Raw genomic sequence first — 13,720 nt, 5'->3', positions numbered from 1 at the left:
AAATAAGTAAAACGAAGATTGCTATAATAAAATAATAAAGTGGATATCAAAGAAAGGATGTTTGTAATGAGTGATACTGAAAATTACTTAGATTCATTTGATGGAACAAAAATTTTTTATACAAAGGATATACCATCAAATCCAAAGGCAACAATACTTATAGTACATGGAATTGCTGAACATTGTGGAAGATATGAATATGTAAAAAATAAATTTGTTGAAAATGGTTATGTAGTATATAAATTTGACCATAGGGGTCATGGTAAATCTGACGGGAAAAGAGGGTATGTAAACTCTTTTAAAGATTTTGTTGAAGACATTGATAGTTTTGTCGAATTGATAAAAAAGGAGTATTCAAATATACCATTATTTATATTTGGGCACAGTATGGGAGGATTTATTACAGCTTGTTACGGTATACTTTATGGTGATAAAATTTGTGGACAAATATTATCAGGTGCTGCTACAGGAGATATTCCGTTTTCAGTAAAATTAAAGAGTTTAAAGTTTCCATACTTTTTTAGAGGACAAGTACCAAATCAATTTTGTGATCTTGTTTGTACGAATAAAGATGTTGTAGAGCAATACAAAAGTGATGAACTAGTATTAAAAAATACAACTGTAAGATTAAATCTTCAAATAGCAAATTCAGGAATAAAATGGTTAAAAAATAATATAAAGAACTATAATTGTCCATGTCTTATACTTCATGGAAAGGAAGATAAAATTGTTTCACCTAAATCTTCAGTTAACTTTTATGATACTATTTCTTCAAAAGATAAGGATATTAAATTATATGATAATTTATATCATGAAATATTAAATGAAGATTGTAAAGATAATATATTGGATGATATTATAAAATGGTTAAATATAAGAATAAGTTAATTTAATTATAGGCATAAAACTTTAAAGCTTAAAGTTTTATGCCTGTTTTAATTATATCTTAGGTTTAGTAAAAATTTTTTTAATAAATAGTTCTATTTATATTAAAGTCGAATTGTTTTACACATAATATATATAATGAAAATTTAGCAGAAAGCAATATTGGAGGGAGAAAAATGATACAACATCTAATTAAAAATATAGATTTTTCAAAAGTTATAGAAATGGAATCTCTTGTAGATTATCAAGAGGGAACAGTAATAAGCAGAACATTGTCACAAGGAAAAGCCTCAAGTGTTACGCTATTTGCTTTTGATAAAGGAGAAGAAATTAGTTCGCATTCATCTAATGGAGATGCATTAGTATACATACTTGATGGTGAATCAGAAATTACTGTTGGGGATGAAAAGTTTATGGTAAAAAAAGGTGAGACAATAGTTATGCCAGCAGGGATTCCTCATGCACTTTTAGCAGTAGAAAAGTTTAAAATGTTTCTAATTGTTATATTTAGCCAATAATATTATTAAGATATGTGTTTACACTTTAGTGTTTTGTTAATGCAATTAGTGTTGAATAAAAATAAATCTAACAGCCTTAGTATAAGAAATATTCTAAGTTTCTTATACTAGGGCTGTTAAATTCTAAAAATTGATTTACATTAAAAATCGTTTTATGTACAATGTATAATAAAGTAATAAATGTAAAAAATATTAAATAAATATTGTTTATATATTTTTAATATAGGTAGTCTATGTACAAATATAATAAAATAGGTCGGTGTAGGTGTACTACATTAGATATAAAAGGAAGTTGGTAAAATGAAAAAAAATAAATTATTGATAGTAATTATAGCAGTACTTATATTTATATTAATGGCTAAAAATACCGCTTTTGCACGAGTGAAAGGATATATTATAAAAGACACTATAAATAATAGATTTTATCAGTATGATAGAGACGAATTAATTGATTCATTTTTAAATAATATATCAAAAGAAGGAAATAACTTATTATTTTTAGATTATAAAAATAGATTAAAAAATAACAAAATGTATTCATTTTATAATGATTCAAGGAAATATGTGGCATGCAAAGAGGTAAATAAAGCATTTGAAAAAAGTAAAGAAAAAGGAGAAAAATTTTATTTAGACAAATTCATGAAGAATACAGATAGTGTGGAATTTCCTGAGTATGTATACGCTAGAAAAATAAAAAATGGTCAAGTTGTTAGTATACTTAACAGTACTAAGGATGGAATAGTAAAGGATTTAAAAAGTAATCAAAGGGATATTAAGTTAGCAGATGAAAAAGAGGAACAGGTTAAAAAAATATCAACAGTTAATAGACATAATCATAGTAAGAAGAAAAATAATAATAAAGATGTTAAACCTATGATAATATCATGGAACAATCCATCAGGGAAGAAGTGCGTAGGAGATTGGATAGACATAAAAATTAATTCAAATTTATCAAATAATGTTAGTTATATTAATAATGTGGTTTATATCATGGAATGTACAAGAAATGGAGAAACTGTTGCAGAAAGAGATATAACAGTAAAATATCATAATATAGCACTAACAAACGATAAAGGTAGATATTTAATAGGAAATAAACATAAAGTAACCGGAGATGAAGAATATACATTAAATATAACTTTTAATACTTTAGGTGAATATAAAATAAATATTTATGCAGATAGCTAATAATATTAATTAATCAGAAAATATAATTATTTGTTGCAATAATGTTTTTATGGTATATATAATAAAAATAGTTTAATTATTGGAGGGGATATTGTGAGTAACTATTTCCATATAGCTATAGGAGATTCGCCAAGAGGAACTATAAGAGTATATTTTAAAGAACATAAAGATAGCAAATACTATGGAGAAACAAGGTGTTTTAGAGATGATCTTTCTACAGGTAGTATATATGAGCTTGAACGAAATATAGACAAAAGAGTTCAATGGTTTAAACAAATGTTTATTGAAACTGTAGAACTAGAATTTATAAAGGAAATTGACAAAGAAATTGAAGAAAATTATAACTTAGAGTTATCTATTCCAGAAGATGGTAAAATAATAGTTTGGCATGGTGATAATGTTATAGAGCAAACTGCTCTAAGGTATTTAGCTAATAGATTTAAAAATAATGAAATATATGAAATATCAGTGTCGAAAAGTGTAGAAAAAGAATTCAATGGTGAAAAATATAAAGCTAGAGCAACTGGAGAATGTAATCCAGAAGAAATAGGAAAAGCTTTAGAAAATATTTCCCTAATAAAAGAAGATACAAAACAAATGTTTATGGATGAATGGAATGAACTTAGAAAAAGCAAATCTACGTTAAGAATTTTGAAAGATGGAAAAATAATTAATGTAGATGAGAGCTATTATGATGCAGATATATTAGAATATACCCCTAATGAATTTATGAAAGCAGCAAGGGTAATAGGTACTGTTATGGGAATGTCACAACAAGTGGTAGGAGATACATTTATTGATTATAGATTAAGAAAATTAATAGAAGCAGGAAAAATAGAGTATAGAGGGAAACTAAGGTCTATGAGAGAATTTGATATAAAGATAAAATAAAATTATTTCAAGTATAGATTAAAAAATTAGAATAACAAATTGGAAAAAGTCCTCCTTGAAGTTAATTTTAATATTCATCAAGGAGGATATGTTTTTATTATTTTTTGAAATAATAAAGTTTTCCATCTTCAATAGAACAATCAATTAGATCTTTATTATAAAGATAAGAAATAAATGCAGAAATAGAAGATAGATTAAGCATATACTTTCTGATTCCTACGGATATATCATCTAATATCATTATATTTTCAAGAATATCTTCTCTAGTGCAAGGCTGATCTAAAAGTTCTAAAATCATGTCTATGTATTTTTCAATGTTTTCAATGTTTTTATCTATTAAAGTTAAAAGTTCAGCTTTAGTAAGTATATTTTTACCATGACTTATTACAAAGTAATCTGCATCAACTTCTCTAAGATTTTCAAGAGTTTCTATACTTGCTTCAATATCAAATAAAAAAGGAAAAGGATATTTATCAAGTGTCTCAGCGCTGAATATGCAGTCTCCCAAAAAACAAACTTTTTCAGGTGTTATAATTCCTATGTGTTCTTCAGAATGTCCTTTTAAAGGAATAATTTCAAATTTTTCATCATTTATTTTATTAGTACCGTATTCCAAAATGTAATCGACCTTAAAAGGTTTTGCTTTTACAGCTATTTTTTTTATAGGGGGAGCTGAAGAAACTATAGTAGAAAGAAGCTGAGGATTTTCCATGTATAATTTTTCTTTTTGTGAAGTATATACAATAGTACCTGTATAATTTTGGTTGAAATAATGGTTTCCACCGCAGTGATCCAAATGAGCATGGGTATTGATAATATATTTTGGATGAAGACCATTGTTTTTTAATATATCATCAAATTTTTTTGCAGCTGAGTTATCCAATCCTGAATCAATTAATGCACAGAATTTATTTTTAAATACGTATACTCCTATATTTGTTGGAGAGTCTATGTAATATGTATTTCCTTTTATCTTAGTTAATTCCATTGTTGCCACATCCTTTGAAATTTAGTTTTCATATTAAAATATATCACAAATTAAAATTTATAACAATTTAATAAATGGCATTTGCCATAAAACAATAATTGGTGTATAATGTATTCAGCATATGCCATGAAACTAAAAATAAGTATATGTGGCATAAATAGAGTAGGAGGTATTTAAATGAAAATATTAGTATCATCTTCAGGAAAAGTAAAAACAGATGTTTTGGATTCAAGATTTGGTAGATGTAGTTATTTTCAGATTTTTGATACAGAAACAAAAGAATATACAGTGCTAGAAAATAAAGGAGTGACATCAGCTCAAGGAGCAGGAATAGCAGCAGCACAGCAAGTTGTTGACAATGATGTAAATATTGTAATAACAGGTGCTGCAGGTCCTAATGCTTTTAGAATATTAGATGGTTCAGGTATAAAAATCTTCAAGGGAACAGAAGAAAAAGTTGAAGATATTATAGCTTTATATTTAGATGGAAAACTTCAAGAAATAGCTCATGCAGGTACTGCTCACAATGGAATGCACAAATAAGGAGTTGAGCTAGTTTGAATATAGCAATATTAAGCGGAAAAGGTGGAACTGGGAAAACAACAGTATCAACAAATTTAGTAAAGATATTAAAGGCTTCTTACATAGATGCAGATGTTGAAGAACCAAATGGATTTATATTTTTGAAGCCTGATATTACTAAAAAAGAAGAAGTTAAAGTTATTTACCCTTTAGTAGATGATGAAAAATGTATTATGTGTGGTAAATGTGCAGAGGCATGTCAGTTTAATGCACTTGCTAAAACTAAAAAAGATATAATACTATTTGAAAAATTATGCCACGGTTGTGGAGTATGTGAAATAGTATGTCCTGTTGGTGCTGTGCATTATGAAGAAAGAACTACTGGTGTGATTGAAGAAGGTTTATCAGAAGGAACAGTATGTAAACGTGGTTTGTTGAATATAGGAGAGCCTATGGCTGTTCCAGTTATTAAAACTCTTTTGAAGAAAGCAAATGAAGGAATCAATATAATAGACTGTTCTCCAGGAACATCCTGTAATGTAGTTAATATACTTCAAAGTGTAGATGCAGCAGCACTTGTAACAGAAACAACAGAATTTGGTCTTCATGATTTAAAGTTAGCAGTAGAACTTGTTAGAAAGTTTAATATTCCTTTTGGTGTTATAATCAATAAGGAAATCAATAAACATAATATAATAAGAGATTATTGCAAAAATGAAAATATTAATGTATTTGGAGCAGTACCTTATAGTAGAGAAGTTGCTGAAATTTATTCTAAAGGTAAAATGCTTGTAGAAAATGATAAATACAAGAAAATATTTAAAAATATAGCTTCCGAAATGGAGGTGGTGATATCTTGGAACTAGTTGTAATTAGCGGAAAAGGTGGAACAGGAAAAACTACTATTTCGGTAGCTTTATCAGAACTTGCTAAAGATGTAATAAAAGCGGATTGTGATGTTGATGCTCCTAATCTTTATTTGATGTATAAAGGACAGGATGAACATAAAAAAGATTTTGTTACAGGAAAAAAAGCAATAATGGACGAAGAGGCATGTATCAAATGTGGGAAATGTGAAGAAGTATGCAGATTTGATGCAATAAAAGATTGCAGAATAAATGAGCATAAATGTGAAGGTTGCGGTGCATGTTCGATTATATGTCCTTCAGATGCTATTAAGCTGGTTGACGATATTGGAGCAAGAACTATGATTACTAAAACAGAAAAAGGTGTTGTTTCCAGAGCAGAAATGGAAATAGGTGCAGATGGCTCAGGCAAATTGGTAACTGAGGTTAGAAAAAAAGCTAAGCAATATGCACAGGATGATAGAATGATAATTTCTGATGGATCACCAGGAATAGGTTGTGCAGTTATGGCATCAATTACTGGTGCAGATGCTGTTTTAGTAGTAACAGAACCAACAAAATCAGGACTTGAAGACATGAAAAGGGTTCTGTCAGTATGTGATTTCTTTAAAATAAAATCTTTAGTATGTATAAATAAAGCAGATATAAATTTAGAAGTTGCAGAAGAAATAAAAAAATATTGTTGTGATAATAAATATGAAGTCGTAGGAGAAATACCTTATGATGATACTGTAATGAAAGCTATTAATAATTTAAAGTCTATTACAGAATACAAAGATAGCAAAGCTAATTTAGCAATAATAAAAATGTGGAATAAAATTAAAGATAATATTCATAAAAATTAATAGTACAATAAAAGGAGGAAGTTTAAATGAAAATAGCAGTAGCAGTAGATGGAAATATGGTAAGTGGACATTTTGGACATTGTGAAGGATTTAGAATGTATAATGTTGAGGGAAAAAAGGTTTTAGGTAGTGAAATGATAGCAAACCCAGGACATAGACCAGGATATTTACCTGTATTCTTAAAAGAAAATGATGCAAATGTAATAATTGCTGGTGGAATGGGAGCAACTGCACAAGATTTATTTAATGAAAATGGTATAGAAGTAGTCGTAGGTGCTGTAGGAGAAGCAGAAAAATCAGTAGAAGCATTCTTAGCAGGAACATTAAAATCTACAGGTTCTGTATGTACTGAACATGAACATGAAGGACACTGTAACGAATAATAAAAAAAGGGTGAGTATTCACTCTTTTTTTATATTATTAAAATATGTTATAATAAAAAATAAATGAGTTTAAGAGTTATAAGTTATAAAAAATGTGAGGAGAATGATATGCCGAGACCAGTAAAATGGAGGAGAGTTCAATTTTTCCCTGAAAACAATTATTTTGTTCCTCTGGGTAAAAGAAAATGTGAGCTTCAGGAAATTGTTTTAAAAATAGAAGAGTTAGAAGCTATGAGACTTAAGGATATCGAAAAATTAAATCAAGAACAATGTGCAGAAAAGATGATGGTTTCAAGACAGACTTTTCAAAATATAATTGATGGAGCGAGAAGAAAGGTAACACAAGCATTAACAGAGGGGAAAGCCATAAAAATAGAGGGTGGAAATTATACTATTAATGTTTGTACATTAAGATGTTTGAATTGTGGAAACGCATTTGAAATAAATTATGAAAATAATAAAAGAGAGTGTCCTAAATGTGGTTCAATCGAACTCACATGTGTAAGAAAAGAGAATTTTTGTGATAAAGACTGTAGTAGAAAAAATAAAGAAATATAAGTTTAAAAAAATTTATTGACATTTTCAAATAAAAGATGTATATTAAAAATGTAAATATTGTAAAAATTGAATTATCATTTTTTACAAATCAGCAATTGACCATAAGGCAGTTGACGATAAATTTTCGATTTAGCAGGCAGTTGACCTGTTATGATAGGCAATTGACCTGCTTATTGGTCATATCATCTGACAAAAAAACTCTGGCGTATTGCTAGAGTCTTTTTGTTTTTATATACTATTGAAAAATGTTTTTTTTATGTGTATTCTTAATATTGTACTTTATATAAGTAACGAACTTTGAAACTTATAGTTTAATACAATTTAAGCCAAATATTTATGTTTGACTAATTAGGAGGAATTTAATGTGTTAGAACAAAATGAATTTGAAGAAAACACAAAAGACATAACTAAAAAAATAAGTTTTTTAGATACTTTTAAAGCAAATCTTATAGATTTAATAGTTACAGCCATAATTTCTGTAGCAGCTTTATTTGTATTTGATCTTTTGTTAAGAATTTTGTTTGGGTATTATGTAAAGGAAATAGTTCCTATGTTGTTTATTTTTTATGTAGTAGTATCATTAGTTAGCACAAGTATTGCAGAATATAAAAAGGCACAAACTATTGGTAAAAAAGTAGCAAATCTTAAAATATCTAAAATAGTCTAGGAGTGAACATATGAGAAAGAGAAAAGTATATGAATTTAATGTTGTAGATACAGAATTCCCAGGGTTTGGAGTGGCTTATTACGAGGGTAAAAAGGTTTTAATTAAAAATGCACTTCCAGGTCAAAAGGTGAAGGCTTTTGTACATAAGTTTAAAAGTGGTAATGCACAAGCAAAGATAAATGAAATTATTGAAGATGCAGATTATAAGATAAAAGCAAAATGTCCTGTTTTTGAATTGTGCGGAGGATGTTCCCACCAATTTATTTCCTATGAAAAACAGTTGGAATTTAAGAAAGAGCAGGTACTTAAATTATTTAAAAATGCAGGAATTAAAGATTTTGAATTTCTAGGTATAGAAGGAAGTCCAGAAGAATGGGAATATAGAAACAAGATGGAATTTACCTTTGGAGATATGGAAAAAGGTGGAGAACTTTGCCTTGGAATGCATATGAAGGGAAAAAGCTTTGGAATAATTACAGCTGATGAATGTCAAATAGTAGATGAGAATTTTAGAATAGTCTTGAAAACAGTATTAAAGTATTTTAGAGAAAAAAAATTATCTCATTACAGAATAATGAGCCATGAAGGATATTTAAGAAACTTAGTTATTAGACAGGGTAAGAATACAGGAGAGCTTCTTATAAATTTAGTAACAACATCTCAGATAGACTTTGATATGAGCGAGATTACAGAAATGCTAAAAGGATTGCATTATAAGGGAGAATTAAAAGGAATACTTCATACGATAAATGACTCTCTATCAGATGTGGTTCAGGCAGATGAGCTTAAAATATTATATGGACAGGATTATATTACAGAAGAATTATTAGGTCTTAAATTTAAAATATCTCCTTTTTCATTTTTCCAAACTAACTCAAGAGGAGCAGAAAAATTATACAGCATAGTTAGAGAATTTATGGGAGATGCAAAATCTAAAGTAGTATTTGACCTTTATTGTGGAACAGGAACTATAGGTCAAATAGCAGCCAATAATGCTAAAAAGGTTATAGGAATTGAGCTTATAGAGGAAGCAGTTAAAGCAGCTAATGAAAATGCTAAGCTTAATGCTATTGATAACTGTGAGTTTATAGCAGGAGATGTGGCTAAGGTAATAAAGAATGTAAAAGCTAAACCAGATATAATAATTTTAGATCCACCAAGACCAGGAGTTCATCCGGTTGCATTAAAATATGTAATAGACTTTGATGCTAAGGATATAATTTATGTTTCTTGTAATCCTAAAACATTGGTTAATGATTTGAATGTTCTTATAGAGGCTGGATATAAGGTTGAAAAGGTAATAGCTAAGGACATGTTCCCATCAACGCCGCATTGTGAATGTGTAGTGAAGCTATATCGATAATTAAAGGTTACGGTGTTCCTACAAAACAGGTTCTTAACTTTATTGATATTAAAAATGAGTATATACTAAAATATAAGAAACGAAATTAGTAGTAAGAATATAATAATTATTTAGGGTGGATGAGTTTTTGCGACAGCTAAAAGCTTGTTCACCCTATTTGAGTATAGAGGAATATTGGATAAGTACAATACGCATAAAAAAGGAGAACTTTTTATGCATGCTTTTAAATATAAGTGGAAACTGTGATGAAGTTATATTGATAATTGAGATTTTAGAACTAATGCGTTTTAATATTGTATTAAAAAATAAGGTTAAAATCATAAAAAAATATCGAAAATTAGAGGAAAAAGTAAAAAAATATAGAATAATAAATAAAAATAGCGAATCAAGGCGAATGAAAGGAAGTGCTCTATGATGAAAAGTATAAAAACAAAACTTATTATTTATTTTTGTGCGTTGCTTATTTTAATAATTTCAACTATAAGTTTTTTAGATTATAGTAAAGGCTTAAATGGAATGAAAATGCTTCAAAATGAATTGTTGACAGAAAAGCTTAGGGGAGATATTTCTTCATCAACTTATTATTTTCAACAGTATTTTGGGAATGTTTATTATAAAAATGGTCAATTGATAGATGAAAATGGTAAGAACATAGAGTCTAGAAATGAAATGGTGGATGCTGTTTTAGATAGTATGGGAAATGTAGCAACTATATTTAGTAAAAATGGGGATGACTTTAAAAGAATTGCAACAAATATTATGACTGAAGACGGCGAAAGAGCTATAGGAACTTTCTTGGGAAAAGAGAGTTTAGCGTATAAAGATGTGACACAAGGAAAAGAATATATTGGAAAAGCAGATATTTTAGGAAAGCCTTATATGACTGTATATAAGCCATTACTAGATAAAGATAAAGATGTTATTGGAATACTATTTATAGGGGTACCTAGTGAGAAATCTAATCAATTTATAGAAAAACATATAAGTCAGCTTAGAAATAGATTAGTTGTTATAAGTACAGCAGGATTAATATTGGCAATATTTGTTGCTTATATAATTGCTAGAACGATAACTCATGCTATTGTTGATACAACAAATTATGCTAAACAAATGGCTGAATTAGATATAAGAAAAGATATACCAGATAAATTTCTAAAGAAGAAGGATGAAATAGGACAGTTAGCATTAGCGTTTAAAAATCTTACCCAAGCGTTAAAAAATGTTATTAAGGATATTTCCAAAGCATCTCAACAGGTAGCAGCTTCATCAGAAGAACTGACAGCAACATGTCAACAATCATCAACAGCTTCACAGGAAGTGGCTAGAACAATAGGAGAAATTGCAAATGGTTCTAATGAGCAAGCAAAAGATATAGAAAAAGCTGTTGCTAATATTAATGAATTAGGAGTATTGATAGATGATGGACAAGATAAACTAAAAGAATTAAATCAATCAGCAGACAAAGTTACGCAGTTAAAAGAAGAAGGTATTAAAAATATTGAAGACTTAGTTGAAAAAACAAAAATAAATCAGAATGCATCACAACAAATTAATGATGTAATTGTGAATTCAAATAAAAGTGCGGAAAAGATTTATCAATCTAGTGAAATGATTAAGAACATTGCAGAGCAAACTAACTTATTAGCATTAAATGCAGCAATAGAATCAGCTCGCGCAGGAGAAGCTGGAAAAGGTTTCGCAGTAGTAGCAGATGAAATTAGAAAATTGGCAGAGCAATCTAACCAATTTACAGAAGAAATTTCTAAAACTATTAATGATTTAAAATCAAAAACTGAAAATGCAGTTATTACAATGCAGCAAATGACTACAATTGTAAATGAACAAACTGAAAGTGTGAAAGAAACTGAAAATAAATTTGAAGGAATCGCACAAGCCATAGAAAAAACAAGAAAAGCAATAGATACATTGAATGAATCAGAAAAAATGATGGCAAACAAAAAAGATAATATAATTAGTAGTATTGAGAATTTATCAGCAATATCCGAAGAAAATGCAGCTGCTACAGAAGAAGTATCTGCTTCAGTAGAAGAACAAACTGCTTCAATGGAACAAATATCAAATGCAAGTGAATCATTGGCTGAATTAGCAGAAGAAATGAATATTATTATAGCTCAATTTAAATATTAAAAATATTAACCATAAAATGTATATATTGCAAATAATAAGGTCATTTTACAATGATTTGGACAGATGATTATATTACAGAAGAGGTTTATAAAAAATAACAATTAGATTGAAAAGAGATATGATTTCTAAATGGAGTAATTTCAGTTAAAAAACACTAGCTTATTGGAAGAAGATTAAGCTAGTGTTTTATCTAGTTAAATATACTAATTTAAAAGATGTTATTTAAGTTTAGCTAGTATAGTCATTATTACGCCCATAAGAGTAAAGCATATACCTACTATTTTTTTTAAGGTTTTTTCATTTATATTATTGGCATAACGAGAACCTATAATTCCTCCAAGTATTGCGCCAATGCTTATTAAAGCACTTAGCATAAAGTTTATATTGCCTTTAGCAGCATATCCAATAGTTGAAGAAAGTGCTGTTATAGCCATTATAAGAGTAGAAGTTCCTATAGCTTTATGAAGTGGAAAGGACATTATTGATATTAAAGCAAAAAGTATCATAACTCCTCCGCCAGCTCCAAATACACCACTTAATACTCCTATACCTAATCCTATAATTAAAGATGCCAATATTTTTTGCCATTCTGATTTAAAACAAATAAATTTATTAATTTTGTTTGGTGAACTAGTTTTATTTTTATAGCTTTTAAGTAACATGGATAAACCTGCAATAATTAATACAATTCCAAAGCTAGAAGAAAGATTGCTTTCCCCCATATTACTTGCCAATGATGCTCCTAATTGAGCACCAATAATAGAAGTTAAAGCTATCCAAATACTTGATTTAAGGTCTATATTACCATTTTTGTAGTAAGAGTAAGATACAGTTAAAGAAGCTACAACATCTACAAAAAGGCTTGTACCTATTGCGGCATGTACACTAATGTTAAAAAACATAGTTAGAATAGGAACTATAACCATAACTCCACTAGCACCAATAAGACTTGTTATACTACCACATACAATACCAATAAATATTGATAATAAATAAAATTGTAAACCCATAAAGATACTACTCCTTTTCTATTTTATAGATAAATTAATAAGTTGAATTAAAAAGTTTATGTTATCTTTTTTTTCATTAGGATGGGAGTCTAACATTATTAATACGGATGATAATAAAGACTCTGCTAATCGAATATTAATGTTACAACAATCGTTAAGACTATCTACTTTATTAAAAGAATTAAGAAAAATTGTTACTCTTAAAAGCAAGTTGTTTTTCAAATTAATAAATAATTTATCAGCTTTTAAGTCATTTGATGAATCATTTATCAAAGTTTTACCTAAACCATTTCGTGCTTCAATATCTTCATAAAGTGTTTCTATAAATTTGTTTACTTTTTCTGTTGATGATATAGTAAGAGAATTTATGGAATCAAGCTTATTAAAGGTATTTTCCCAACTTTCTTCAAGTATGCTTAGATAAAGTTGCTTTTTATTTTTATAGTAGTTATAAATAGTTCCAACGGATATTTTAGAATTTTTAGATATCATCCTCATATCAACATTATTGTAGCTAAACTCAATAAATAGTTGCATAGCACAATTTCTAATAGTTTTTTCAACATCCTTTATTATCTTTGGCATAACATTACCTCCTATTATGAACCTTCGTTCATTTAATTCATAAAACTATTATATATATTTATGATTCTTTTGTAAATATATTTTTAATCAAATTATGTGTAAAAAACTTTGTAGCAAGTATTAGGTTAAGTTGAAAATACAGAGTGTTTTTACAATTTTAGTAAAAGACTAAATTTAATGTTTTATTATGCAAATTCAGTAGAAATTACAGTTAAAATAGTTTAAAATTAATAGATTTATTTGTTTAAATATATATTCATTGATACTACAATAATAGAAAAATGTTGAATTTTGATAAAAAAC

At 27.9% G+C, this 13,720-nt stretch carries 16 protein-coding genes; 13 read left to right on the top strand and 3 right to left on the bottom strand.

The window, feature by feature from the left end; translation table 11 throughout:
- Positions 1–66: 66 nt before the first annotated feature.
- The 4 genes from OW763_RS07565 to OW763_RS07550 all read left to right on the top strand — a co-directional run bounded on the left by OW763_RS07565 (position 67) and on the right by OW763_RS07550 (position 3,482).
- Complete coding sequence (locus OW763_RS07565) at positions 67–888, top strand: alpha/beta hydrolase (RefSeq protein WP_268040482.1); 822 nt, start codon at positions 67–69, stop codon at positions 886–888.
- A 173-nt stretch (positions 889–1,061) separates the two neighbouring features.
- Positions 1,062–1,403, top strand: coding sequence for a cupin domain-containing protein (locus tag OW763_RS07560; RefSeq protein WP_268040481.1), 342 nt, complete (start codon positions 1,062–1,064; stop codon positions 1,401–1,403).
- 300 nt (positions 1,404–1,703) lie between these two features.
- The gene (locus OW763_RS07555) at positions 1,704–2,591 is read left to right on the top strand and encodes a hypothetical protein (protein ID WP_268040480.1); all 888 of its coding nucleotides are present in this window, start codon (positions 1,704–1,706) and stop codon (positions 2,589–2,591) included.
- A gap of 93 nt (positions 2,592–2,684) precedes the next feature.
- Positions 2,685–3,482 carry a DUF3658 domain-containing protein gene (locus OW763_RS07550; RefSeq protein ID WP_268040479.1) on the top strand — a complete coding sequence of 266 codons (798 nt, stop codon included), beginning with the start codon at positions 2,685–2,687 and terminating at the stop codon, positions 3,480–3,482.
- 97 nt (positions 3,483–3,579) lie between these two features.
- On the opposite strand, the gene OW763_RS07545 is transcribed toward OW763_RS07550, so the two are convergent.
- Positions 3,580–4,470 (bottom strand): MBL fold metallo-hydrolase, encoded by an 891-nt coding sequence (locus tag OW763_RS07545; protein ID WP_268040478.1) that lies wholly within the window; start codon positions 4,468–4,470, stop codon positions 3,580–3,582.
- A gap of 177 nt (positions 4,471–4,647) precedes the next feature.
- On the opposite strand from OW763_RS07545, the gene OW763_RS07540 reads away from it, so the two are divergent.
- From OW763_RS07540 to OW763_RS07500, 9 genes are all read left to right on the top strand, one after another.
- The gene (locus OW763_RS07540; protein ID WP_268040477.1) at positions 4,648–5,013 is read left to right on the top strand and encodes a NifB/NifX family molybdenum-iron cluster-binding protein; all 366 of its coding nucleotides are present in this window, start codon (positions 4,648–4,650) and stop codon (positions 5,011–5,013) included.
- A gap of 14 nt (positions 5,014–5,027) precedes the next feature.
- Positions 5,028–5,858, top strand: coding sequence for an ATP-binding protein (locus OW763_RS07535; protein WP_268040476.1), 831 nt, complete (start codon positions 5,028–5,030; stop codon positions 5,856–5,858).
- Positions 5,849–6,703: an ATP-binding protein gene (locus tag OW763_RS07530; protein WP_268040475.1), complete on the top strand. Its 855-nt coding sequence runs from the start codon at positions 5,849–5,851 to the stop codon at positions 6,701–6,703. The genes OW763_RS07535 and OW763_RS07530 overlap by 10 nt, the downstream gene beginning before the upstream one ends.
- A 26-nt stretch (positions 6,704–6,729) precedes the next feature.
- Positions 6,730–7,086 (top strand): NifB/NifX family molybdenum-iron cluster-binding protein, encoded by a 357-nt coding sequence (locus OW763_RS07525; RefSeq protein ID WP_268040474.1) that lies wholly within the window; start codon positions 6,730–6,732, stop codon positions 7,084–7,086.
- Between the two features lie 108 nt (positions 7,087–7,194).
- On the top strand, positions 7,195–7,644 hold the full coding sequence (locus OW763_RS07520) for a DUF134 domain-containing protein (RefSeq protein WP_268040473.1): 450 nt from the start codon (positions 7,195–7,197) through the stop codon (positions 7,642–7,644).
- Between the two features lie 364 nt (positions 7,645–8,008).
- On the top strand, positions 8,009–8,311 hold the full coding sequence (locus OW763_RS07515; RefSeq protein WP_268040472.1) for an RDD family protein: 303 nt from the start codon (positions 8,009–8,011) through the stop codon (positions 8,309–8,311).
- Positions 8,312–8,321: 10 nt separating this feature from the next.
- Entirely contained in the window at positions 8,322–9,674 is a 1,353-nt protein-coding gene (rlmD, locus tag OW763_RS07510; protein ID WP_268040471.1) for a 23S rRNA (uracil(1939)-C(5))-methyltransferase RlmD, read from the top strand.
- 217 nt (positions 9,675–9,891) lie between these two features.
- A complete protein-coding gene (locus OW763_RS07505) occupies positions 9,892–10,089 on the top strand; it encodes a hypothetical protein (RefSeq protein ID WP_268040470.1) in 198 nt (65 codons plus the stop codon).
- Positions 10,086–11,822, top strand: coding sequence for a methyl-accepting chemotaxis protein (locus tag OW763_RS07500; protein ID WP_268040469.1), 1,737 nt, complete (start codon positions 10,086–10,088; stop codon positions 11,820–11,822). The genes OW763_RS07505 and OW763_RS07500 overlap by 4 nt, the downstream gene beginning before the upstream one ends.
- 218 nt (positions 11,823–12,040) lie before the next feature.
- Here OW763_RS07500 and OW763_RS07495 read toward each other — a convergent pair whose 3' ends face one another.
- Complete coding sequence (locus OW763_RS07495) at positions 12,041–12,832, bottom strand: sulfite exporter TauE/SafE family protein (protein WP_268040468.1); 792 nt, start codon at positions 12,830–12,832, stop codon at positions 12,041–12,043.
- Positions 12,833–12,850: 18 nt separating this feature from the next.
- A complete protein-coding gene (locus OW763_RS07490; RefSeq protein WP_268040467.1) occupies positions 12,851–13,417 on the bottom strand; it encodes a TetR/AcrR family transcriptional regulator in 567 nt (188 codons plus the stop codon).
- Between the last annotated feature and the right edge of the window lie 303 nt (positions 13,418–13,720).

Origin of the sequence: Clostridium aestuarii (genome assembly GCF_026735135.1) — a bacterium.
Classification (GTDB): Bacteria; Bacillota; Clostridia; order Clostridiales; family Clostridiaceae; genus Clostridium_H; species Clostridium_H aestuarii.
This window is presented reverse-complemented; position numbering and strand designations above follow the sequence as displayed.